This is a genomic window from Cryobacterium mannosilyticum (assembly GCF_004402705.1).
Taxonomy (GTDB): Bacteria; Actinomycetota; Actinomycetes; order Actinomycetales; family Microbacteriaceae; genus Cryobacterium; species Cryobacterium mannosilyticum.
The window spans coordinates 1-21,856 of record NZ_SOFM01000030.1; the positions used below are offsets into that span (position 1 = coordinate 1).

Annotated in this window: 22 protein-coding genes, 1 tRNA gene and 1 rRNA gene; 9 read left to right on the top strand and 15 right to left on the bottom strand. The window is 67.4% G+C overall.

The window, feature by feature from the left end; translation table 11 throughout:
• Positions 1-448: 448 nt before the first annotated feature.
• The 6 genes from E3O32_RS10940 to dnaK all read right to left on the bottom strand — a co-directional run bounded on the left by E3O32_RS10940 (position 449) and on the right by dnaK (position 7,564).
• Positions 449-1,970, bottom strand: a 16S ribosomal RNA gene (locus tag E3O32_RS10940).
• Positions 1,971-2,510: 540 nt separating this feature from the next.
• Positions 2,511-3,677 (bottom strand): class I SAM-dependent methyltransferase, encoded by a 1,167-nt coding sequence (locus tag E3O32_RS10945; RefSeq protein ID WP_174776506.1) that lies wholly within the window; start codon positions 3,675-3,677, stop codon positions 2,511-2,513.
• A 6-nt stretch (positions 3,678-3,683) separates the two neighbouring features.
• On the bottom strand, positions 3,684-4,103 hold the full coding sequence (locus E3O32_RS10950; RefSeq protein WP_134509452.1) for a heat shock protein transcriptional repressor HspR: 420 nt from the start codon (positions 4,101-4,103) through the stop codon (positions 3,684-3,686).
• A 2-nt stretch (positions 4,104-4,105) separates the two neighbouring features.
• Positions 4,106-5,113 carry a DnaJ C-terminal domain-containing protein gene (locus tag E3O32_RS10955; RefSeq protein WP_134509454.1) on the bottom strand — a complete coding sequence of 336 codons (1,008 nt, stop codon included), beginning with the start codon at positions 5,111-5,113 and terminating at the stop codon, positions 4,106-4,108.
• Positions 5,106-5,696, bottom strand: coding sequence for a nucleotide exchange factor GrpE (locus E3O32_RS10960; RefSeq protein ID WP_134509456.1), 591 nt, complete (start codon positions 5,694-5,696; stop codon positions 5,106-5,108). The genes E3O32_RS10955 and E3O32_RS10960 overlap by 8 nt, the downstream gene beginning before the upstream one ends.
• Positions 5,696-7,564 (bottom strand): molecular chaperone DnaK, encoded by a 1,869-nt coding sequence (gene dnaK, locus E3O32_RS10965; protein ID WP_134509458.1) that lies wholly within the window; start codon positions 7,562-7,564, stop codon positions 5,696-5,698. Before dnaK ends, E3O32_RS10960 begins: the two co-directional genes overlap by 1 nt.
• 209 nt (positions 7,565-7,773) lie before the next feature.
• On the opposite strand from dnaK, the gene E3O32_RS10970 reads away from it, so the two are divergent.
• The 3 genes from E3O32_RS10970 (at position 7,774) to E3O32_RS10980 (ending at position 10,629) form a co-directional block, all read left to right on the top strand.
• The gene (locus tag E3O32_RS10970) at positions 7,774-9,099 is read left to right on the top strand and encodes an MFS transporter (protein ID WP_134509460.1); all 1,326 of its coding nucleotides are present in this window, start codon (positions 7,774-7,776) and stop codon (positions 9,097-9,099) included.
• Between the two features lie 72 nt (positions 9,100-9,171).
• Positions 9,172-9,972: an isocitrate lyase/PEP mutase family protein gene (locus E3O32_RS10975; protein ID WP_134509462.1), complete on the top strand. Its 801-nt coding sequence runs from the start codon at positions 9,172-9,174 to the stop codon at positions 9,970-9,972.
• 198 nt (positions 9,973-10,170) lie between these two features.
• Positions 10,171-10,629 (top strand): hypothetical protein, encoded by a 459-nt coding sequence (locus tag E3O32_RS10980; protein WP_134509464.1) that lies wholly within the window; start codon positions 10,171-10,173, stop codon positions 10,627-10,629.
• On the opposite strand, the gene E3O32_RS10985 is transcribed toward E3O32_RS10980, so the two are convergent.
• Positions 10,626-11,147 (bottom strand): hypothetical protein, encoded by a 522-nt coding sequence (locus E3O32_RS10985; protein ID WP_134509466.1) that lies wholly within the window; start codon positions 11,145-11,147, stop codon positions 10,626-10,628. The genes E3O32_RS10980 and E3O32_RS10985 overlap by 4 nt on opposite strands.
• 60 nt (positions 11,148-11,207) lie before the next feature.
• Positions 11,208-11,813 (bottom strand): dCTP deaminase, encoded by a 606-nt coding sequence (dcd, locus tag E3O32_RS10990; protein WP_134509468.1) that lies wholly within the window; start codon positions 11,811-11,813, stop codon positions 11,208-11,210.
• Positions 11,814-11,884: 71 nt separating this feature from the next.
• On the opposite strand from dcd, the gene E3O32_RS10995 reads away from it, so the two are divergent.
• Positions 11,885-11,955: transfer RNA gene (locus tag E3O32_RS10995), tRNA-Gly, on the top strand.
• Here E3O32_RS10995 and E3O32_RS11000 read toward each other — a convergent pair.
• The 3 genes from E3O32_RS11000 to E3O32_RS11010 form a co-directional block, all read right to left on the bottom strand.
• A complete protein-coding gene (locus E3O32_RS11000) occupies positions 11,955-12,692 on the bottom strand; it encodes an SOS response-associated peptidase (protein ID WP_134509470.1) in 738 nt (245 codons plus the stop codon). The two genes, E3O32_RS10995 and E3O32_RS11000, sit on opposite strands and share 1 nt — an antisense overlap.
• 128 nt (positions 12,693-12,820) lie before the next feature.
• Complete coding sequence (locus E3O32_RS11005) at positions 12,821-13,042, bottom strand: PLD nuclease N-terminal domain-containing protein (RefSeq protein ID WP_134509472.1); 222 nt, start codon at positions 13,040-13,042, stop codon at positions 12,821-12,823.
• Positions 13,043-13,072: 30 nt separating this feature from the next.
• Positions 13,073-13,387 carry a 2TM domain-containing protein gene (locus E3O32_RS11010; RefSeq protein WP_134509474.1) on the bottom strand — a complete coding sequence of 105 codons (315 nt, stop codon included), beginning with the start codon at positions 13,385-13,387 and terminating at the stop codon, positions 13,073-13,075.
• A 177-nt stretch (positions 13,388-13,564) separates the two neighbouring features.
• Here E3O32_RS11010 and E3O32_RS11015 point away from each other — a divergent pair, with 177 nt between their 5' ends.
• Entirely contained in the window at positions 13,565-14,458 is an 894-nt protein-coding gene (locus E3O32_RS11015; RefSeq protein WP_166790831.1) for a D-hexose-6-phosphate mutarotase, read from the top strand.
• A gap of 143 nt (positions 14,459-14,601) precedes the next feature.
• On the opposite strand, the gene E3O32_RS11020 is transcribed toward E3O32_RS11015, so the two are convergent.
• Positions 14,602-16,038 (bottom strand): nitronate monooxygenase, encoded by a 1,437-nt coding sequence (locus tag E3O32_RS11020; protein ID WP_338145194.1) that lies wholly within the window; start codon positions 16,036-16,038, stop codon positions 14,602-14,604.
• Between the two features lie 168 nt (positions 16,039-16,206).
• Between E3O32_RS11020 and E3O32_RS11025 the strand changes: the two genes are divergently transcribed.
• On the top strand, positions 16,207-16,734 hold the full coding sequence (locus tag E3O32_RS11025; RefSeq protein WP_241974801.1) for an Asp23/Gls24 family envelope stress response protein: 528 nt from the start codon (positions 16,207-16,209) through the stop codon (positions 16,732-16,734).
• Between the two features lie 103 nt (positions 16,735-16,837).
• On the top strand, positions 16,838-17,101 hold the full coding sequence (locus E3O32_RS11030; RefSeq protein ID WP_134509480.1) for a GlsB/YeaQ/YmgE family stress response membrane protein: 264 nt from the start codon (positions 16,838-16,840) through the stop codon (positions 17,099-17,101).
• Between the two features lie 85 nt (positions 17,102-17,186).
• On the opposite strand, the gene E3O32_RS11035 is transcribed toward E3O32_RS11030, so the two are convergent.
• Together E3O32_RS11035 and E3O32_RS11040 are read right to left on the bottom strand one after the other, a co-directional pair.
• On the bottom strand, positions 17,187-17,708 hold the full coding sequence (locus E3O32_RS11035; RefSeq protein WP_134509482.1) for a DinB family protein: 522 nt from the start codon (positions 17,706-17,708) through the stop codon (positions 17,187-17,189).
• A 9-nt stretch (positions 17,709-17,717) separates the two neighbouring features.
• Positions 17,718-19,031, bottom strand: coding sequence for a serine hydrolase domain-containing protein (locus E3O32_RS11040; RefSeq protein WP_166790832.1), 1,314 nt, complete (start codon positions 19,029-19,031; stop codon positions 17,718-17,720).
• Positions 19,032-19,233: 202 nt separating this feature from the next.
• Between E3O32_RS11040 and E3O32_RS11045 the strand changes: the two genes are divergently transcribed.
• Positions 19,234-19,656: a DUF4383 domain-containing protein gene (locus E3O32_RS11045; protein ID WP_134509486.1), complete on the top strand. Its 423-nt coding sequence runs from the start codon at positions 19,234-19,236 to the stop codon at positions 19,654-19,656.
• A 59-nt stretch (positions 19,657-19,715) separates the two neighbouring features.
• Entirely contained in the window at positions 19,716-20,294 is a 579-nt protein-coding gene (locus tag E3O32_RS11050) for a hypothetical protein (protein WP_134509488.1), read from the top strand.
• Between the two features lie 172 nt (positions 20,295-20,466).
• Here the strand turns inward: E3O32_RS11050 and E3O32_RS11055 are convergent, their stop codons facing one another.
• Complete coding sequence (locus E3O32_RS11055; RefSeq protein WP_134509490.1) at positions 20,467-21,768, bottom strand: ATP-dependent DNA helicase; 1,302 nt, start codon at positions 21,766-21,768, stop codon at positions 20,467-20,469.
• Between the last annotated feature and the right edge of the window lie 88 nt (positions 21,769-21,856).

Consider the following 21,856-nt stretch of genomic DNA (forward strand, 5'->3'; position numbering starts at 1 on the left):
TTATCGCAGATTACTACGTCCTTCTTCGGCTCTACATGCCAAGGCATTCACCGTTTGCTCTTAGAAATTTGAAATCACATGAGTTTGAATCGATTGGTGTCACGAATAAAATTCGCGACAGAAATTGACCAATGATCTAATTGCTTAGATCTTTGTAATTTGCAGTCCGAAAACTGTCAAATTTAAGATGCTCGCGTCCACTGTGTAGTTCTCAAAGTACGGGCGGTACCCTCACCCAGCCACGAATGATGTGACTGAGAAAAGGTCCAGAGGAACAGATCATCCGCCGGCCCAAGGCCAGGAATGTTCCGGTCCCTCAGGACCCAACAGCGTGCATATACAGACCCGCCAGAAACCAACCTTTCCGATACCCCGAAGAGCATGTACTGGATTAGAACCTCTTGNGTGGTGTTCCGCTGTAGACAGACGGCACTGCTGTGCTCCTTAGAAAGGAGGTGATCCAGCCGCACCTTCCGGTACGGCTACCTTGTTACGACTTAGTCCTAATCACCGATCCCACCTTCGACAGCTCCTCCCCTTGCGGGTTAGGCCACTGGCTTCGGGTGTTACCGACTTTCATGACTTGACGGGCGGTGTGTACAAGGCCCGGGAACGTATTCACCGCAGCGTTGCTGATCTGCGATTACTAGCGACTCCGACTTCATGAGGTCGAGTTGCAGACCTCAATCCGAACTGAGACCGGCTTTTTGGGATTCGCTCCACCTTGCGGTATTGCAGCCCTTTGTACCGGCCATTGTAGCATGCGTGAAGCCCAAGACATAAGGGGCATGATGATTTGACGTCATCCCCACCTTCCTCCGAGTTGACCCCGGCAGTATCCCATGAGTTCCCACCATTACGTGCTGGCAACATAGGACGAGGGTTGCGCTCGTTGCGGGACTTAACCCAACATCTCACGACACGAGCTGACGACAACCATGCACCACCTGTATAGAGACCTTGCGGGGCGACTGTTTCCAGACGTTTCCTCTATATGTCAAGCCTTGGTAAGGTTCTTCGCGTTGCATCGAATTAATCCGCATGCTCCGCCGCTTGTGCGGGCCCCCGTCAATTCCTTTGAGTTTTAGCCTTGCGGCCGTACTCCCCAGGCGGGGAACTTAATGCGTTAGCTGCGACACGGAGACCGTGGAATGGTCCCCACATCTAGTTCCCAACGTTTACGGCATGGACTACCAGGGTATCTAATCCTGTTCGCTCCCCATGCTTTCGCTCCTCAGCGTCAGTTACGGCCCAGAGATCTGCCTTCGCCATTGGTGTTCCTCCTGATATCTGCGCATTCCACCGCTACACCAGGAATTCCAATCTCCCCTACCGCACTCTAGTCTGCCCGTACCCACTGCAGGCCCGAGGTTGAGCCTCGGGTTTTCACAGCAGACGCGACAAACCGCCTACGAGCTCTTTACGCCCAATAATTCCGGACAACGCTTGCACCCTACGTATTACCGCGGCTGCTGGCACGTAGTTAGCCGGTGCTTTTTCTGCAGGTACCGTCACTTTTACGCTTCTTCCCTACTAAAAGAGGTTTACAACCCGAAGGCCGTCGTCCCTCACGCGGCGTTGCTGCATCAGGCTTTCGCCCATTGTGCAATATTCCCCACTGCTGCCTCCCGTAGGAGTCTGGGCCGTGTCTCAGTCCCAGTGTGGCCGGTCACCCTCTCAGGCCGGCTACCCGTCGTCGCCTTGGTGAGCCATTACCTCACCAACTAGCTGATAGGCCGCGAGCTCATCCTTGACCAAAATTCTTTCCACCCCCAGAGATGCCTCCAAAGGTCGTATCCGGTATTAGACGTCGTTTCCAACGCTTATCCCAGAGTCAAGGGCAGATTGCTCACGTGTTACTCACCCGTTCGCCACTGATCAGAGAAGCAAGCTCCTCATCACCGTTCGACTTGCATGTGTTAAGCACGCCGCCAGCGTTCGTCCTGAGCCAGGATCAAACTCTCCGTAAATGTTTGATTGCACGGATGCAAGCATCCGGCACATCTAGTGTGACTGACCGCCGGAATGGGCGGACCAGACACAAGTTTGAAACTGACAGAACAAATCATTACTGACTTGCTTTGTTGTTTAAATGTTTTCCAAAGGAATCTCTTCCGCGGTACTCCCTAGAAAGGAGCCCTACGACCGAGGTTTTTGGCATTTGACATTGTGCACGCTGTTGAGTTCTCAAGGATCGGACGCACCCGACTTCAGGCCCAAATGGGCTGTCGCTTCGGGGCTCTTCCTGTTGTTTCTTGTTGTCGTGTTCGGTCCCGGTGAAGGGACTCAACACGACATCATCAAGCAGAATCTGACTGGCAGAAACTGACTTGGGAGTGGTCCCGCTTGAGGCCGGTAAGCACTTCCGCTTTCCGAACCTGTGGGGTGACTTGAATGACATTACGGTGAATCCCCGGGGGCCGCAACTCTCGTCTACATCCCGGGCGTGTCGCCCCCGGACGCGGGTCAGCACGGGCCCGACCGGCGGTTCGCAGCCACGGCTTGAGGGGTCAGGAACGGGTGGAGACCGTGACGGTGAACTTGGAGTTCCGGCCGACCTGGCGGGTGGGTCCGACGATGCGGGTGAGCGCGGGACGGTAGCCCAGGTGCGTGTTCCAGACCGTCCAGAGTTCACCGCCGGGTGCGAGCACTCTGGCGGCGTCGTCGAACAGCTTGAGGGCGATGCCGGCGTGGACCGACGACCCGATGTGGAACGGCGGGTTCAACAGGATCAGCTCAGCGGAGGCATCCGGTCGGCTCGCCAGGGCGTCGTCCCTGATCACCGACACCCGGTCGGCGACGGAATTGGCGACCATGGTGGCGCCGGCCGACGCTACGGCGGCCGCGGACTGGTCGGAGGCGATGACGGTGAGGTCGGGGCGGCGCAGGGCCAGGCCTGCCGCGAGCACGCCGGTGCCGCAGCCGAGGTCGATTGCCGTGCGGGCTCCCGGTTTCATCCGGCCGAGGAACTCGAGCAGGTACCGGGTGCCGATGTCGACGGTGGTTCCCGCGAACGCCGCGCCGTGCGCGCAGACGGTGATGGCCAGGTCCTCGTGGCGCTGGGTGTGCGGCCAGTCCGGGGTGGTCCCGGCCGAGGGCGGCCGGATCGGGCCGGTCGCGACCAGCACCCGCGACTTCTGACGGGCCGGAGTCACGTCCAGCCTGGTGAAGTGGCGGGCGAACACCCCGTTCATCGCCGGCGCCATGTGCTTGATCCGGCCACCCGCGAAGACGGTGACGTCGGCGGCGGCCCACCGCGCGATGGCGCCGACGATCTCGTCGAGGGCCGAGAGGCTCCGCGGGAGCTGCAGCAACACCACCCTGGCGCCGGAGAGCAGTTCCTCGGTGAGGCCCACCGAGCGGTACGCCCCGGCCAGACCGGCGTCGGCGGCGTTGCGGGCGAGGGCGAGTTCCCCCGAGAGCACGTCCTGGTGCACCCGGATGTCGCGGGCTCCCCCGAGGTGCGCCGCGCCCAGGGTCAGGGCACCGTATCGGTCTTCGATCACCACGACCTCGCCGGGGGCCGCGGCCGCGACGGCGTCGGCCGCCTCATCGAGGATCAGCCGGTCGCTCGCATCCACGGCGAAGAGGTTGTCGGCTTCGACATCCGGGTAGCGCCGCAGCCGTTCGAAGGCGAAGGGGGACGGCTGGGCGGCCGCCCCGGTCAGATGGCTCATGCGGCGCTATTCCCGGTGGCCGAGCGGGCGCCAGATCACGATCTGGTTCGCGCGCCTGGTGCGGGTGCCGGCGCGCATCGAGATGACCTCACCGGCCGAGCCGGCCGCGAAGACACGGCGGCCCGGACGGTTGAGCAGTTCGTCGGCGAGGGCTGCCTCGAGTTCGCGCAGGCGGGACTCGAGCCCGCGAACATGGTCTTCGAGTTCGAGGATGCGCCGGATGCCTTCCAGGCTCACACCCTCGGCACCCAGGTCCGCGATCTCCCGCAGCTTCGCCACGTCCCGCATGGAATACCGGCGGGACCGACCGGGGGTGCGGTCGGGGCTCACCAGCCCCAGGCGGTCGTACTGGCGGAGGGTTTGCGGGTGCATGCCCGCAAGCTCCGCCGCCATCGAGATCACGAAAACCCGGGTGTTCTCATCCACCGCTAGTCTCTCGCCTTCGCCAGGAGGTCGTCGCGCGGGTTCTCCTTCGGCAGGGCTGCCGCGAAGGCTTCGAGTTTCTCCTCCGCGTCCTTCGACAGGTGCGACGGCACGGCAACCTGAACCTCGGCGAGCAGGTCGCCGGTGCCCTTGGGTGTCACGACGCCTCTCCCCTTGACGCGCAGCACGCGCCCGCTCGGGGTGCCGGGCACGATCCGCAGCTTGACCGGGGGACCGCCCAGGGTGGGCACCTCGATCGTCGCCCCCAGCGTGGCCTCGACGAAGGTGACCGGAACGGCCACCCTGAGGTTGAGCCCCTCGCGCTCGAAGACCGGATGCTTGCGCACCGAGACCGTGAGCACGATGTCGCCGGCCTCGCCGCCGTCGGGGCTGTGCTGCCCCTGGCCGCGAAGCTTGATCTTCTGCCCGTCGGCGACACCGGCCGGGATCTTCACCTTGATCGCGCGGCCATCCTGCGTCTGCAGGGTGATCTGGTCACCATGGGTGGCCGTGATGAAGTCGACCGTGGTCGACGCGATGACGTCACGCCCACGGGTCGGGCCGCCGTAGCCGCGGAAGCCGCCGCTCGTGCTGCCGAAACCGCCGCCGCCGCCTCCGCCACCTCGGCCGAACAGCCCGCCGAGGAGGTCGTCGTAGCCGCCCTGCTCGTAGGAGTAGCCCTGTTGTCGGGCACCGCCGCCGAACATGCCGCCGAACACGTCGTCGAAACCGCCGGCCTGCCCGCCGCCGCCCCGGGGGGCGGTGAAGCGAGCTCCACCGCCCATGGCGCGAACGGCATCGTACTCCTTGCGCTGGGCAGGGTCGCCGATCACCGAGTGCGCCTCGCTGATTTCCTTGAACTTCGCCTCGGCTGCCGGGTTGCCCGGGTTGGAGTCAGGGTGGTACTTTCGCGCCAGCTTCCGGTAAGCCTTCTTCAGCTCGGCCGGAGTGACGTCCTTCGATACCCCCAGGACCTTGTAGAAGTCCTTGTCAAACCAGTCCTGGCTAGCCATCGCTCGGTACCTGAACTACGACCTTGGCCACCCGCAGGAGCGTCGAACCGAGGAAGTAGCCGGTCTCCACGACATCACCGACGGTGTCCACCTCAATGCCCGCGGTGGGCATCTGGAAGATCGCCTCGTGCACGTTCGGGTCGAAGGCCTCCCCCACCGCGCCGAACGGCTTCACGCCGAGGCGCTCCACGCTCGCCCGCAGCTTGGCGGCAATCGTGCTGAACGCCGTGTCGGCAACGAGGTCGCCGTGCTTCTCCGCCCGGTCCAGGTCGTCGAGCACCGGGATCAGGCCCTTGACGACATCCACGGTGACGCGCTCGCGCTCGACCTCGCGGTTCGCTTCGGTGCGCTTGCGGTAGTTCGCGTACTCAGCGGTGACCCGTTTGAGGTCGGCGAGGTGCTCGTCGGACGGCTCGGCGGCTTCCCGGTCTGCGGCGTCGAGGATGTCCTGGACAGTGAGTTCGTCCTCGTCGATCCCGTCGGCCGGAGCGCCGGTCTCCGCCGTGTCGCCCGCCCCGGGGGCACCCTCAGCGGGCACCCCCTGCTCGAACGGCTCGTCCTCGGGACGCGTGTCGTCTGCCATTACTTCTTCGCTTCGTCCTCGTCGTCGACAACCTCGGCGTCGACGACGTCTTCATCGGCGCTGCCCGACTCGGCCTGCGGCTCCCCGGCGTCGGCGGGAGGCGTTGCGGCATCCGCCTGGCTGGTCTTGTAGATGGCCTCGCCGATCTTGCCCTGGCTCTCGTTGAGCTTGTCGAACGCGGTCTTCACGGCCGCGTCGTCGTCTCCGGCCAGTGCGGACTTGAGGGCGTCGACGTCGGCCTGGACCTCCGTCTTGACCTCCTCGGGAAGCTTCTCGTCGTTCTCCTTGATCAGCTTCTCGATCGAGTAGGCGAGCTGCTCCGCGGTGTTGCGGGTTTCAGCGGCCTCGCGGCGGCGCTTGTCCTCCGCGGCGTGCTCCTCGCCCTCGCGGACCATGCGCTCGATGTCTTCCTTCGCCAGCGACGAGCCGCCGGTGATGGTCATCGACTGCTCCTTGCCGGTGCCCTTGTCCTTCGCGGACACGTGCACGATGCCGTTGGCGTCGAGGTCGAAGGTGACCTCGACCTGCGGGATGCCGCGCGGCGCCGGTGCGATCCCGGTCAGCTCGAACGTGCCCAGGTTCTTGTTGTCGCGGGTGAACTCGCGCTCTCCCTGGAAGACCTGGATCGCCACGGACGGCTGGTTGTCGTCCGCCGTCGTGAACGTCTCACTGCGCTTGGTCGGGATGGCCGTGTTGCGCTCGATCAGGCGCGTCATGATGCCGCCCTTGGTTTCGATGCCGAGGCTCAGCGGGGTGACGTCAATGAGCAGGACGTCCTTGCGCTCGCCCTTCAGCACGCCGGCCTGCAGGGCGGCGCCGACGGCGACGACCTCGTCCGGGTTGACGCCCTTGTTCGGGTCCTTGCCACCGGTCTCCGCCTTGACGAGCTCGTAGACGGCGGGCATGCGGGTGGAACCTCCGACGAGCACGACGTGGGCGATGTCGCCCACCTTGATGCCGGCCTCACGGATGACGTCCTGGAACGGCTTCTTGGTGCGGTCGAGCAGGTCTTCGGTCATCTTCTCGAACTGGGCGCGGGTGAGCGTCTCGTCGAGGTTCGCGGGGCCGTTCTCGGTGAGCGAAAGGTAGGGCAGCTGGATGCTGGCCGACATGCTCGAGGACAGTTCCTTCTTGGCCTGCTCGGCGGCTTCCTTGAGGCGCTGCTTGGCGATCTTGTCCTTGGAGACGTCGACGCCGGTGGTTTCCTTGAACTTCTTGATCAGGTGGTCGACGATGCGCTGGTCCCAGTCGTCGCCGCCGAGGCGGTTGTCGCCCGCGGTGGACCGAACCTGGATCGTGGAGAAGTCGTCGTCCTTGCCCACCTCGAGGAGGGAGACGTCGAAGGTTCCGCCGCCGAGGTCGAAAACCAGGATGAGTTCGTCTTCCTTGCCCTTGTCGAGGCCGTAGGCGAGTGCGGCGGCGGTGGGCTCGTTGATGATGCGGAGCACGTTGAGGCCGGAGATCTCGCCGGCCTCCTTGGTGGCCTGGCGCTCGGCGTCGTTGAAGTACGCGGGAACGGTGATGACGGCATCCGTCACCTTGTCGCCCAGGTACGCCTCGGCGTCGCGCTTGAGCTTGGCCAGGATGCGGGCCGAGATCTCCTGCGGGGTGTACTTCTTGTCGTCGATGGCGACGTTCCAGTCGGTGCCCATGTGGCGCTTGACCGAAGCGATCGTGCGGTCGACGTTGGTGACGGCCTGGCGCTTGGCGGTCTCGCCGACGAGCACCTCGCCGTCTTTGGTGAAGGCGACCACCGAGGGGGTGGTCCGGAAGCCTTCGGCGTTTGCGATGACGGTGGGTTCTCCACCCTCGAGGACGGCCACCACAGAGTTGGTGGTTCCGAGGTCGATGCCTACTGCACGGGCCATGTGTGCGTTCTCCTTCAAAAGTGTTTCTCAGCGTGAGTGATCGGTATGATTCATCAGACTTGAGCGGTAATGACTCAAGTGTGGCATCACCGCAAATCCGAGTCAAGCCAGCCACCTGAAAGTTGAGTGTGAACGACTCAACTTTGAGCGGCGAAAGAAGGCGCGGCCGTTTCCCCCGATTCGCGGCCGCCGCCCACTACTCTGGGCGCATGACCGGGATTGCGCAGGGCGGCACGGATGCCCAGGTGTTGCCACACGAGACGCGTCGCCGCCGCGTGGTGGCCTGGAGCTTCTGGGACTGGGGCTCGGCGGCGTTCAACGCGGTGGTGACCACCTTCGTCTTCACGGTGTACCTCACGGGATCCTCCTTCGGCGACAAGGACGTGATCTCGGCGCAGTTGGGCTGGGCCCTGGCGATCGCCGGTTTCCTGGTCGCGGTTCTCGCGCCGATCACCGGGCAGCGCTCCGATACGTCAGGCCGGCGAAAGCTGTGGCTCGGAGTGAACACGTTCATCGTCGTGGGCATCACCGCCGGGATGTTCTTCGTGCAGGCCTCACCCGGCTTCCTGCTGCTCGGCCTGGTCCTGGTGGCCGCCGGCAACGTCTTCTTCGAGTTCGCCAGCGTGAACTACAACGCCATGCTCGCCCAGGTGTCCACCCCGCGCACGATCGGCAAGGTCAGCGGCTTCGGCTGGGGCATGGGCTACATCGGCGGGATCGTGCTGCTGCTGATCGTCTACTTCGGCTTCATCAGGCCGGAGGTGGGCCTGTTCGGTGTGACCGGGGAGAACGGCCTGTCGGTTCGGGTTGCCATGCTGATCGCGGCGGCCTGGTTCGGCCTGTTCGCCCTGCCGGTGCTGCTCACCGTGCCCGAATACCACTCCCCCGCCACCGTGCGGCGGGAACGGGTGGGCTTTCTCCGCTCCTATGTCGTACTCGGCCAGGACATCGCCCGGCTCTGGCGCACCAGCCGGCACACGGTGTACTTCCTGATCGCCAGCGCGGTGTTCCGGGACGGCCTGGCCGGGGTGTTCACCTTCGGCGGGGTGCTCGCGGCATCCGTTTTCGGTTTCTCGCCCGGCGAGGTGATCATCTTCGCGATCGCGGCGAATGTGGTCGCCGGCATCGCGACCATCAGCGTCGGCGTTCTCGACGACCGCCTCGGCGCGAAACCGGTGATCGTGACGGCCCTGGTCGGGCTGATCGTCTGCGGCGGGCTGGTCTTCTTCCTGCACGACGGCGGGCAGATCGTGTTCTGGACCGCCGGCCTCGCCCTGACCCTCTTCGTCGGGCCCGCCCAGTCGGCCAGCCGCACCTTCCTGGCCCGGCTGATCCCGCCGGGGCGCGAAGGCGAGGTGTTCGGCCTCTACGCCACCACGGGGCGTGCGGTGAGCTTCCTCGCCCCGACCATGTTCGCGCTGATGGTCACGATCTTCGGCGAGACCTACTGGGGCATCCTGGGCATCGTGCTGGTCCTCTTCGTCGGTCTGCTCGTGCTGATTCCGGTGAAGCCGAAACAGGACCAAATCGGCTGAACATAACCTGTTTGTTCTCTGGACATTCGCTGAACTCTCGTCCGGGCCGGTCTTCGTTGTCAGGCTGGAGTGATGACTACCTTGCAGATCCAGAAGGCCGAACTCCTCAACGCGCTGCACCTCCCCGGGACACCGCTGATTGTCACGAACGTGTGGGACGCCATCACCGCTACGGTCGTGGCGCAGGCGTCCGGCGTGCGGGCTCTCGCGACCGCCTCGCATTCGGTGTCGAATGTGCGCGGGCTGCAGGACGGCGAAGGGCTCAGCGTGAACGAGGCCATCGCCGCGGCGCGCCTGATCGTCGACGCGGTCGACCTTCCGGTGTCGGTCGATTTCGAGAAGGGCTATGCCCCGGATGCCGCGGGGGTGGCCCGAAACGTGCGCCGCCTGATCGAGGAGTCCGGCGCCGTCGGCATCAACCTCGAGGACTCGGTCGGCGCGCCGAAGGCTCCCCAGTTCGACATCCCGACCGCGGCCGCCCGGGTCTCCGCGGCCCGCACCGCCGCGGAAGCGACCGGGATCCCGCTCGTGATCAACGCGCGGGTGGACACCCTGGCCGGCGGCGGCGAGTGGGACGAGGCCGTCGCCCGCGCGAACGCCTACCTCGACGCGGGCGCCGATGTGATCTTCTTCCTCGGGCTGAACGACGAGAACAAGGTGAAGCGCGCCCTCGACGAGGTCAACGGCCGCATCTCGGTGATCGGGCATCCGGGCGCCGTGCCGCTGGCCCGCCTCGCCGAGCTCGGCGTCTCCCGGGTCAGCTTCGGTCCCGGCTCACTGGGTCTCACCCTCGCGGCCCTGCAGCGTTCCGCAGCGCAGCTCACCGCCCTCGGCGACTACCCCGCCGACCTCGCCTTCCCCTTCGCCCTTTAGGGCCGGCCCCGCACGCCGCGGCAGGCGGCAGCGCTCCAATTCCGCCTCTGCGCACCAGGCGTGCCGGGCGCGCAGCGGCGGAACTGGAGCGCTCGGCCAGCGGACGCGGCCGCAAGGCGATCGGGTGCAGACTCACCGGGAGGAATATCCTCGCTGTGCAGGCGCTGACCATCGCCTCCGGGCGAAAGGCCATCCATCATGAGATTCAGCATCCCCTTCACCGTGCTCCGCGGCATCCTGTTCGGCCTGCTGATCTTCGGCGCGGTTTCCTCCTTCGCTGGTGCGGTGATCGCAATCGCGGCCAACGGCGGCGGCATGCCCCTCTCCTACCTCGAGGGCAGTCCGTTCGACTCGTACCTCGTGCCAGGGCTCGTGCTCGGCCTCATCGTCGGCGGCACCCAGCTCGCCGGTGCGGTCGGTCTCGTGCTGCGCCGAAATTGGGCGCTCCTCGCCTCGGCCGTCGCCGGTTTCGGGATGCTCATCTGGATCTTCGTCGAGATCGCCGTGATCAGGCAATATTCTGTGCTGCAGACCGCATACTTCGCTCTCGGCGGCCTGGAGATCATCCTCGTGCTCGGCATGCTCGGCCTCGTTCCGAAGCTCGTGTCGGGCGCGGCGACGGAGATCGTCCGGCCCGGCACGCACGCGACCGACTAACGGATGCGAGTGGCCTCGTTGTGCTCGACCAGCAGCCAGGTCGCGCCCTCGTCGTCGGACACCCAGCCCTCCCAGGAGTAGGAGTCGTCCGTGATCGAGACGAAGTTCCAGCGGATCGGCCGGCCGTCGGTGCCCGTGCCGTCCTGGCGCAGGCCGTTGCGGTGCGGGGTGGCCACGAGGTGGCAGTACTCCCCGATCTTGGGCGCGAAGTAGCTGACCCGCCAGGCGCCGGCGTGCGGGTCGTAGACGCGCACGGCCATCGCCACGGTCTCGAAACCGCTCGGGTGCGTGTCACTGGCGACCACCTCGAGGTCCTGCACGGCGCGCCCGTCCAGGACGAATTCGACGATCCAGGTGAAGTCGCGTTCGCGCCACTCCCCGCTGGCCTCGTCGAGCCGTGAACCCTTGGCCGCCCAGCTGCCGACGAGCTGGCCGAACCGGCGCATCCGCCCGGGGTACTCGGGCGTCGGTCCCGGCGCGATGAGCGCCTCGGCGAAACGGGGCACGGATGTGATCATGAGCCGATTTTACCGGGCGCGTGTTGCATCCGTATGAACGGGCTGCTCCCCCTGGTCGAACTACTCCGTGGCGGTCGGGCTTGTCGAGACCGTGACGTCGGTGCGGTGGAAGTTGAGGAACGACCGGGACGCCGTCGGTCCGCGCTGGCCCTGGTAGCGGGAGCTGTACTCGCTCGAGCCGTAGGGCTTCTCTGCCGGCGAGCTCAGCCGGAAGAAGCACAGCTGGCCGATCTTCATGCCGGGCCACAGCTTGATCGGCAGTGTGGCGACGTTGCTCAGCTCGAGCGTGACGTGGCCGGTGAAGCCGGGGTCGATGAACCCGGCCGTGGAGTGCGTGAGCAGGCCGAGGCGGCCCAGGGAGCTCTTGCCCTCCAGCCGGGCGGCGATGTCGTCGGGCAGGCTCACCTTTTCGTAGGTGGCGCCGAGAACGAATTCGCCCGGGTGCAGGATGAACGGCTCGTCCCGGGGCGTCTCGATCAGCCGGGTGAGGTCCGGCTGGTCTTCTGCCGGGTCGATGTACGGATACTTGTGGTTGTCGAACAGGCGGAAGAAGCCGTCCAGGCGCACATCGATGCTCGACGGTTGGATCATGTCGGGCCGATACGGCTCCAGACGGATTCGTTCAGCGTCGATTTCAGCCTTGATATCGCGATCCGAGAGCAGCACGGTTCCAGCCTAACGGCGTGGAGTTGATATGCTGGCACGGTTCGGTGCGGGCTTACCCCTTCACCCGGCGCGCGGATGTAGTTCAATGGTAGAACTTCAGCTTCCCAAGCTGATAGCGCGGGTTCGATTCCCGTCATCCGCTCACAGTCCCACCGGCGCAATGAGCTCCGGGTCCCGCTTCTCCTCGTCGGGCACCCGCGCGTTGTTGACGCGGCGCGACACCGGGTGGCTCCTGATGTTGCCGGCCACCGCCAGTGACGACCGGTCGAGCAGGTCGAGCAGGGCACCGGGGTCGGCGACCTTGCCCGGCCGTAGCCACTCATCCCAGGCATCCCTGGTGAGGAAGGCGGGCATCCGGTCGTGGATGTCGCCGGAGGCGTCCCGGGCCTCCCTGGTGATCACCGCCATGCTGTGCGACCAGGTTCCGTCGTGCTCCTGCCGCCCGGCGTAGAGTCCGGCCGCTGCCAGGACGCCGTCGCCATGGATGAAGTGCGGTTGTTTGCCGTCGGGCAGGTCTTCCCATTCGTAATAGCCGGTCATCGGCACGATGCACCGCCGGGAGGTGAACGCGGCACGGAACATGCCGTTCGTGGCCACGGTCTCGAGGCGGGCGTTGATCGGGGCCGGGCGCCGGGCATTGGTCGTCGAGCCGGCCGGCGCGGCCTTCGTGCCGGCCGCCCAGGCCGGGGCCAGGCCCCAGGTGGCCCCGTCCACCTCGCGGGTGACGGTCTGGTCGTGCTCCCACTCGCGCACGACGGGGACGAGATCGGTCGGGGCGATGTTGTACGACGGCCGCCAGTCCCGGAAATCGCCGCCGGATGCGACGAACTCCCGGATCAGGTCGTCGGTGTCCTTGTCCATCGCGAAGCGTCCGCACATGCGCACAGGCTATTCCGCGACGCCCCGCGCGGCAATGGCGGCGTCCCGGAGGATCGCCACCACGCCCGCCGACTGCTGGACCTAGGACACAGCCGCGCGGAACGCTGAAACCGACCTCCCGGGCGAAGTCACCGGTGAGCGCGTCGACCCAACAGGAAGTATGAGATCGGGCCGACGAAGTTCACCGCGATGACCACCGCCCACACCGCCTTCTTCCCGTTGACGAGCTTCGCCGGCCGGTTCGCGAGGTCGGACCACGCCGCTGCTGCCAGGGCGAACTGCACCGCCGAGCCCACGATCGTCCCCGCCCGCTGGCTGCCGGTCAGGTCGCTCCACCGTTTTTTCGCCATGTCCAACTCCGTCTCGTCGTGATCGCGCCGTTAGCTGCCCTTGCGCATCTCCCGCTCGATGTCGGCGTCCGTGATGGCCCGGCGGTAGGACAGGCTCCAGGATTCCAGCACCAGCGCGACACCCCACCCGGCGAGTACCCAGCCGGGCCAGAAATAGCCCATGCCGACCGCCGCCCAGATGCCGATCAGGAACAGGTTGATGACAACATACGCCACAATGGTGTCGCCGAGCTTGCGACTGCGTTCGAGCCTCCTGCCCGCCCATTCCCGGTCCATTGCTGGCTGCGCCGAGGCGTCCTGACCGGGCACGAAGCCCGATTGGCCTGGTTCCGTGAATCCTGACATGTCCGCCACCTCCTGGTTGGCTGGTCAGCCCGATCGGGCCGGATGACGCGATCGCCCAGGGCACACGGTAGCCCCGCCGGCCCGCCGCCGCCACTGGGCGGAGGTCCCGCAACGGCAGGGCCGCGAAGCTGCGAAACTGGAGTCCGGCGTTGGCGCTGCCAACATTCTGGAGGCCCCTTGTCACCCGCACCCTTCGACCCGGCCGCTCTGCCGGCATCCGTTCGCCTGGAGACCGGCGAGGGCGGCCTGCCCGTCGTGCGGGTGGACGGCTCACGCGGTTCTGCCGAGCTGTACCTGCACGGCGCTCACCTGACCAGGTGGACGCCGGCCGACGGGCGGCCGGTGCTCTGGCTGAGCGCGGCCAGCCTGTTCACCGAGGCGAAGGCCATCCGCGGCGGAGTGCCGATCTGCTTCCCGTGGTTCGGCGCCAACCCGCTCGATCCGGGCGCCCCCGCGCACGGATTCGCCCGGTTGGCCGAGTGGGAGCTCGTCGCCGCGCGAGACGACGGCGAGACCGTGACCGTCTCCCTGCGGCTGGCAGACAGCCCGGCCACCCGCGCCACGGCCTGGCCGCACCGTTTCGAGGCGCTCTACACCGTGACCGTCGGCGCCCGGCTGACCCTCGCGCTGACGGTGACGAACCGGGACACGGATTCCGTCAGCTTCGAGGAGGCGCTGCACAGCTACCTGGCCGTGGACGACATCCGCGCCACCGAGGTCACCGGCCTCGAGGGTGCGCCCTACCTCGACCAGCTCGCCGGGATGTCGGTCGGGACCGAGACCGGCCCGGTGCGGTTCGGCGCCGAGACGGACCGGATCTACCTGGACACCCCCGCCGCCACGGCCGTGACCGAGGGCTCCGGGCGCACCGTTGGGATCACGACCCAGGGCTCGCACAGCACGATCGTCTGGAACCCGTGGATGGCCAAGGCCGCCTCGATGGGCGACTTCGGCGACGACGAGTGGACCGGGATGGTCTGCGTCGAATCGGCGAACGTGCGGGAGAACCGGGTGCGGCTCGAACCCGACCAGAGCCACACCCTCACGGCCGTGTTCGACGTCGCCGGCTGAGCCGCGCACACCCGTCGCCGGGACACCGCGTTCGGCTGAGTTGCGGAGAAAAGCACCCTCCCCCTTGAGCGGAAGGTGTGAGCGGAAGGTGCTTTCGCCGTGATTCACCTGCAGCGCGGGCTGGAGGCCCGGCTAGTCGCGGCTCAGCGGGCGGCGGGCACCTGGCCGAGCAGCCAGGCCACGACGTCGGCCGCACCCCAGCCCTCGGGATGCATGGTGCGGAGCAGACCGGCACCCTCGATGTCGTTGCCGAGGGTGAGCAGGGGCGACTCGACGTACCCGGTCTTGCGGGTCTGGCCCAGGCCGACCGTCGCGGTGAGCGCGTTGCAGAGGCAGGCTCGGCCGACCGTGTCCTCTGCGGCGCCGCCTTTGCGCACGTACATGTGCACCGGCTCGCTGGGGCAGCGGAAGCCGACGACGCCGTCCTTTCGCTGGTAGGGTTCGCGCAGGTAGCTGAGGTCGCAGAGCCGCACCCGATCGTCGTAGACGGCGGCCACGGAGAGCGTTCCCGGCAGTTGCGCGACCTTGAACGGGAAGCCGGTCGGCGAGGCCGCGGCATCCGTTCTGATCGACAGTTCGCCGTCGTCGAGCCGGTCGAGCACGGCATCACGGAGGGTGTCAGCGAGGCCGGACTCGCGGCTCAGCGCGAACAGCGTGCCGACCTGCACACCGGCCGCGCCGGCCCGGAGGGCCTCGGCCACGCGTTCGGGCTGGCCATAGCCGCCGGCGAGCCAGAACGGCAGGCCCAGGTCGGCGATCTTCTCGAGGTTGGCGTCGTCCCGGGGGCCGTAAATGGGCTGCTTGTCGTCGTCGAGGGTGAGCCGGCCGCGCGGCGGTGCATTGTGGCCGCCGGCCGTCGGGCCCTCGATGATGAAGCCGTCGGGGCGGATCTCCTCGTCCCTGGCCAGGTAGAACGCGAGCACGTGCGCGGCGACGATCGCGAGGAACTTCGGGCGTTTCAGGGAGGGGAGCGCCTCGCCGAGCAGGGCGACCGGGTCGACGCCGATGGTGTGCACGGTCTCCGAGCCGGAGACGTCGATGGTGACCCGGCCCTCCCTGCCCGCCGCGAACTCGTTCAGCAGGTGCGGGATCTCCCGCGGGATTCCCGCTCCCATCAGCACATAATCCACGCCTGCCAGCATCGCGCCCAAGGCCGCGGCGGGGGTGGCGAGTTGTACCTTCTCCATGTAATTGATGCCGACCAGGCCGGCATGGCCCTCCTTCGCCAGCCAGACCTCGACGAAGTTGCCCAGCACGCTCAGTTCCTGCTGATCCCGGGTGGGGTGCAGGGAGAGCTTGGGCACGGGCAGGTAGGAGCCTCCCGCGGGGCGGCCGTCGACCAGGAAGAACCGCTCCAGCACTCGCTCGGCGATGGCCGGCACCGGGAAGGCGGCGAGGGCCCGACGGATGTCGCCGGTCACGTCGCCGTCCTGCAGCCGCCGGGTGAGCACGGTGTCGAGCGCGATCCCGGACACGACGCCGAGCTGACCGGCCTGGGACACCGTGCGGGCGAGTTGCCATGAGGAGACGGCCATGCCCATGCCGCCCTGGATGAGGACCGGCAGTGTGGTTTCGAGCACGAGAACCTCCGTGGGTGTTGCCTGAGGCCCGCGAGTTCGGGGTTGCCGAGCCGGTTTCAGCTTAACTCAGGGCATATGCCCGACCAGGAGTGCAACGTCGCCGAAAACGGCGGGCGACGGCGTCCGCCCCGCGCCTCCCGCACCGGATTGTCACGTCTTCCAGACTTTTTGCAACTTCGACGTGACGAATCCGTCCCGGCTAACGTCTTAGTAATTGACCAAGCTGCGGTCGCCGCCCGTTCCGGGCGGGCAGGCCGAGAGAGACTGGAGTTCACCATCGTCGACACCACCGCATTCGAAGCCGCGGCAGCCACCGGCACCGGCAAGACCGTCATCGTGGACGGCGTAGTTGCGAAGATCGTCGGGATCGCGGCGCGGGAGGTTCCCGGGGTCTTCGCCCTCGGTGGCGGCGCCGGGCGCGCCCTCGGCGCTATCCGGGAGGCCATCAGCGGAACCGACCCGTCCCAGGGCGTGAGTATCACCGTCGATGAGACCCGCGTCGCCGTGGACATCTCCCTGGTCGTGGAGTACCCCCACGAACTGCAGAAGGTCGCCGATGAAGTGCGGGCCGCGATCACGACTGCGATCCACACGATCGTGGGCATGCAGGTGACCGCTGTCGACGTGACCGTCAAGGATGTCCACTACGCCGCGACCCCGGCCGACGAGCCCGAGACCCCGGCCGTCCAGGAGTAACCAACCCAAGCGAACCCGCTCGACCCGCGCTTCGGCGCCCCCACTCGTGTACTGACCCAGGGTCCACCGACCCGACTCCCCCACAAAAAAGAAGGACACACCCATGAGCTTCATCGGATTTCTGATTCTCGGACTTATCGCCGGCGCCATCGCAAAGGCGATCCTGCCGGGCCGTCAGGGCGGCGGCTGGTTCCTCACGCTGCTCCTCGGCGTTATCGGCGCGTTCCTCGGCGGCTGGCTCGGATCAATCATCTTCGGGGTCAACCTCGGCGACTTCTTCTCGATCTCGACCTGGCTGCTCGCCATCGCCGGATCGATCATCGTGCTTCTGGTCTACGGCGCCCTCGCCGGACGCCGCCGGGCCTGACCGGCACGAAGGCCACTCAGCCGAGAACGGGCGCACCAGTCATGGTGCGCCCGTTTTTTCGTGACCTCCGGGTGTCAGTCGGGTGTCAGTCGCCGGCTACATCGTGCAGATGATGCACCGGGTCGTGCAGGAAGTACCGACCCAGCGTCGCCACGGTGAACACGGCGCCGTCGCTTCGGCGCCCGGTGCGCCCCAGGTCGCCGACCGCGACGTGGGCGAACGCGTCGGCGACGGATGCCGCGGCCTCGGTGAGTTCCCGGGCCACGACGGCTGGTTCCTGCTGGTCGTACTGGTCGGCGACCGCCGTCGCGTCCTGGTCCCAATTCGGGAAGGCCGGGTCGACCTCGGTGAGCATCATCCGCAGGCGTGCCTCGAAGATGCGGAAGACGTCGCGGACATGGGCCGCGTACTCCAGGGCCGACCAGGTGTGGTCGTTCGGGCGCACCGCGACATCCGCGCGGTGCAACACCGGAATCCATCGGGCCGCGTTCCGGCGCACGAGCCGAGGGATGTCGTCGAAGTCGACCTCGGCTGCCGCGAAACCGCAGTCGGGGCACCGGGTCTCGAGCACCCAGGTCCAGTCCTTCGTGTCTGGGTCGATTGCCATGGGCAGATCCTACCCGGCCGGTGCCGGCGCAGCGGGAGGGGCGCACGCCGTGGCGGCGCGGATCGCTTCCGCAGCCTGCTCCTCGGTCCACGGCAAGGGTGTCGTCGGTGCGGGGGCCGGCGCAGAGTCCGCGGCGGGGGCGGCGGCACCTGCCCCGGTGCCTGCCGTGTCGTCAGCCGCAGGCACGGCCCACACGATGGCGGCGAGGCGCCGCGCCACGGCCTCGGCGAAACCGGCCCCGTCAGTCGAGTTGTTGAAGGCGACCACGATCGTGAGGCCGCTGGCCGGATCGGAGTACGCCGCCGAGATGAACCCGGGGATCGCCCCGGACCGCCCGCGGAGCGGACCGATCTGCTCGGCGCCGAGGCCGTAGCGGCGCCAGCCGGGCGCGTCGGCTCCTTCGGCCACCGTCGCCCACTGCGCCTTCGCCGTCGCGTCGGTGAGCAGGCTGCCCTCGGCGAGGGCGCTCACCCACTTCTTCTGATCGGCCAGGGTCGACACGGCGCCGGCCGCGGCACCGCCCATCGACGGCGACAGCTCGGTCACGGTGAGGACACTGTCGCAGACGGGGTGCCCGGCCGCGTCGAGCGCGGCGGTGAGCCCCTCGGGGTGTGAGCCGGGCAGGCCCAGCTCATTCGGGCCGGGCAGGCTCGTGCCGGTCATGCCCACCGGGTCGAGCACCAGGCTGCGGTAGAGAGACGACAGGTCCTGGTGGGCCGCCTCCTCGAGGGCCATCCCGAGCAGCACAACCCCGGTGTCGGACTGCGCCCAGACGCCACCGGGCAACCCCACGCGCGGAGACCCCATCCCGCTGGACACCACCTCCTGCGCCGGCCAGATCCGGGTCGGGTTCTTCACGAACTGCGGGAGCAGGTTCCGGGTGTAGTCGGCCAGGCCGGACGTGTTGCGGCACAACTGGCCGAGAGTGACTCCCTCGAGTCCCACCATCCGGTCGAGGTAGGTCGAGACCTGGTCGTCGAGCTTCACGATGCCCTCATCGACGAGCTTCGCCAGCACAGTGCAGGTCAGCGCGGTCGTGTTCGTGCCGATCCGGTAGGTCATGGCCGTGCCCATGGGAACGGCGTTCCCCGGCGCCGTGGTGCCGGGCGACACGACCCATTGCCCCGCCCACGGCGCCCAGACGCCGGCGAGGGCTCCGCTGGAGCCGGACTGGGTGATCGCTTCGGCGAGGGCTGCGTCCAGGCGGCCGGCGATCGCCGCCGGGAACGGGGCCTGCACCTGCGGGTGGCTGTCGCCGACGGCACCGGCCGTGCCCGTGCATCCGGAGAGCAGAAGGGCCGCGCTCACCGCGAGTGCGCTCACGGCGCATCGTCGGGGCGCCCTCCCAGCGTTCGTCATGACATCTCGACGTTCATTCCGTTACCCCCATCGGCTGCTGACCCCTCTACGAGGGAGTGTACTCAGGACCCGGATGCCGTGCGTGCATTGACCAAACCGAATCGCCCGGAACTCCGAATAGTTATCGTGCACGGATCGACCGTGACACCAAACAGGAGGTCTTCTCATGCGCACTTCACCCAACCGCCTCGTCGCCACGGTCTTCGGCGCTGTCTACCTGCTCGTCGGACTCCTCGGCTTCGCCGTGACCGGCGGCATCAGCTTCATCGCGACCGAGGGCGGCCTGCTCCTCGGCCTCTTCGCGGTCAACCCGCTGCACAACGTGGCCCACCTTCTGATCGGCGCGGCGCTCCTGATCGCCGGGCTGGCGAGTGTTCCCGCCGCGAAGGCCGTCAACACCACGATCGGAGCGGTCTACCTGCTGCTCGGCATCGTCGGCTTCTTCATCGCGAGCACCGCGCTGAACATCCTCGCGCTCAACACGCCGGACCACTTCCTGCACCTCGCCAGCGCCATCGTGCTGCTCGGCGCCGGCCTCGCAACCGACAAGGTCGTCAACCGCAGCCACGACCGCGCCGCCACGGCCTGATCGGCCACTGCCCGGCCCGCACCGCCGTCGTCAACGCCCGATCAACCGAAAGGCACGCCATGACCTCGATCAGCCGCCTCTGGCTCGCCTTCGCCGCGATGGGCGCCGGCACGATCCACCTCGCCGTCGGCGCGAGCGCCCCGGTGCTCCTCGCGATCGTCCTGGTCGGGTTCGGCGCCGCCGAACTCGGCTGGGGCGTCGTGACGCTGGTCCGCGGGCGGCTGGTCGCCACGGACCTGGCCCTGTTCGGCGCCCTCATCCCCGTCTTCGTGTGGGGAGCGACGGCGACGCTGGGCAGCGGGTTCGGGCTGCCCACCGGCGCCACGGGCCTCCCCCTCTTCCCGATGGTGGTGGCGTCGCTGTTCGGTCTCTTCATCGCCGCCGCCCTCGCCATCGGTCGCCGCGCGGCCGGTGGCGCGGGCACCGCCGAGCCCGGCGCCGGGCGACCTAATGCCGCGGCCTCCCCGCAGGGCTGGCGTTTCCTCGTCGCCCTCACGATCGGCGGGCTGTTGTTCTCCGGCCTGACCACGCCGGCCCTGGCCGCGACGGAGGCCGGAGCCCACGCCGTGGCGCACGGCTCGCACGGTCTCCCGGCGTCGACGTCCCCCACCCTCGACCCGACCGGCCACCAGCACTGACCCCGGGCATCCGTCGCCTCGCGGCGCAGGTTCGAGCTGGGGGCGCATGTTCGATCGTGCGCCCGCTTTCGCAACGTGCGCCGCGGCGCTCGTTCGTGACGCGCAGACCGGGCGGGCCGGTCAGGCGGGCAGGTCAGGCGGGCAGGTCAGGCGGGCAGGTCAGGCGGGCAGGTCAGGCGGGCAGGACCGGCAGGTCGCCGCGGGGACCGTTCATGAACCGCTGCACGTTCTCGTCCACGATGATGTCGCTCGGCCGCAGCGGCCGGGTGAGGTAGAGGCCGTCGAGGCTGGTCAGCCGGCTCAGGGCGACGTAGGTCTGACCTGGACTGAACACCCGCGCCCCGAGGTCCACGATCGCCCGCTCGTAGGTGGCCCCCTGCGACTTGTGGATGGTGACCGCCCAGGCCAACCGCAATGGGAACTGCGTGAACTCGGCCACGACGTCCTTGCTCAGTTTCTTGGTGGTGGCGTTGTAGGTGTACTTGAACTTCTCCCACACGGCGGGCTCCACCTCGTGGGTGACCCCGTCGATGTCCACGTAGACCGTCGAGTCGACCCGGGTGACGGTGCCGATGCTGCCGTTCACCCAGCGCGGACCGCCGTCCTGCGGGGAATCGTTGCGCAGGAACATGACCTGCGCGCCCACCTTCAGTTCGAGCACCTCGTCGGCCGGGAACGTGCGGCCGCCGAAATCGCCGGTGACGTCCGCTTTGGCGGTGAGGGCCTTCCCGGAGAGCCTCTTCAACGCGGCCGCATTGATCCGGTTCACGGAATCGTTCCGGGTCGCGAGGGTGATCACGCCCTCCGTCGGCGGCTTCCGCTCCCCCGCCGCGTTGAGCGCCCCGCCGATCTCCGGCGTGACCTGGCCGTGCCGGACCGCGTTGAGCATGAGCTTGAAGTCCGCGTCGCGCTGGCGGTGCACCTCACTGAGCTCGAAGATGCGCAGGTCGGCGTCCCGCCAGACCTTGGCGTCGAAGAACCACATCGACCGGTAGGTGTCGGCGAAGTAGGCGCGCTCGTCGGAGTCCCCCGGGACCGGGGCAAGCTGGTACGGGTCGCCGAAGAGCACGATCTGGGCCCCGCCGAAGGTGTCATTGGGCCGTTGGCGGGCCTGGCGCAGGCTGCGGTCGATCGCATCCATCAGGTCGGCGTTGACCATGGACACCTCGTCGATGACCACGGTGTCGATCGTGTTGAGCAGCTTGCGCAGCTGGTCGTTCTGGTCGATCGGGTGATCGGCGATCACCCCGATCGGCAGCCGGAACAGCGAGTGGATGGTCTGGCCGCCCACATTGAGGGCGGCGACGCCGGTGGGCGCCGCGATGACGATCTGCTTGCTGGTGTTCCAGGAGAGGTGGTTCAGCAGCGTGGACTTTCCCGTTCCGGCCCGGCCGGTGACGAAGACGTTCTGGCGGGTGCCCTCGATCGCCTGGAACACCTCGGCTTGTTCGCGCGACAGCGGGATCTCGGACACGTGGGACGCTTTCGATGGGTGCGGGAGGGACATTCCACTGTATCCGCTGTCCTGCGACCGGCGGCCGTCACCACCCGGCTTGTGCACT

Coding starts and splice junctions, on each gene's coding strand:
- E3O32_RS11035 (WP_134509482.1), bottom strand. CDS start 17,708: ATGGCAATCGACCCAGACACGAAGGACTGGACCTGGGTGCTCGAGACC.
- E3O32_RS10975 (WP_134509462.1), top strand. CDS start 9,172: ATGACTACCTTGCAGATCCAGAAGGCCGAACTCCTCAACGCGCTGCAC.
- E3O32_RS10980 (WP_134509464.1), top strand. CDS start 10,171: ATGAGATTCAGCATCCCCTTCACCGTGCTCCGCGGCATCCTGTTCGGC.
- E3O32_RS10955 (WP_134509454.1), bottom strand. CDS start 5,113: ATGGCTAGCCAGGACTGGTTTGACAAGGACTTCTACAAGGTCCTGGGG.
- E3O32_RS11005 (WP_134509472.1), bottom strand. CDS start 13,042: ATGGCGAAAAAACGGTGGAGCGACCTGACCGGCAGCCAGCGGGCGGGG.
- E3O32_RS10970 (WP_134509460.1), top strand. CDS start 7,774: ATGACCGGGATTGCGCAGGGCGGCACGGATGCCCAGGTGTTGCCACAC.
- E3O32_RS10960 (WP_134509456.1), bottom strand. CDS start 5,696: ATGGCAGACGACACGCGTCCCGAGGACGAGCCGTTCGAGCAGGGGGTG.
- E3O32_RS10945 (WP_174776506.1), bottom strand. CDS start 3,677: ATGAGCCATCTGACCGGGGCGGCCGCCCAGCCGTCCCCCTTCGCCTTC.
- E3O32_RS11045 (WP_134509486.1), top strand. CDS start 19,234: ATGCGCACTTCACCCAACCGCCTCGTCGCCACGGTCTTCGGCGCTGTC.
- dnaK (WP_134509458.1), bottom strand. CDS start 7,564: ATGGCCCGTGCAGTAGGCATCGACCTCGGAACCACCAACTCTGTGGTG.
- E3O32_RS11030 (WP_134509480.1), top strand. CDS start 16,838: ATGAGCTTCATCGGATTTCTGATTCTCGGACTTATCGCCGGCGCCATC.
- E3O32_RS11010 (WP_134509474.1), bottom strand. CDS start 13,387: ATGTCAGGATTCACGGAACCAGGCCAATCGGGCTTCGTGCCCGGTCAG.
- E3O32_RS11050 (WP_134509488.1), top strand. CDS start 19,716: ATGACCTCGATCAGCCGCCTCTGGCTCGCCTTCGCCGCGATGGGCGCC.
- E3O32_RS11000 (WP_134509470.1), bottom strand. CDS start 12,692: ATGTGCGGACGCTTCGCGATGGACAAGGACACCGACGACCTGATCCGG.
- E3O32_RS10985 (WP_134509466.1), bottom strand. CDS start 11,147: ATGATCACATCCGTGCCCCGTTTCGCCGAGGCGCTCATCGCGCCGGGA.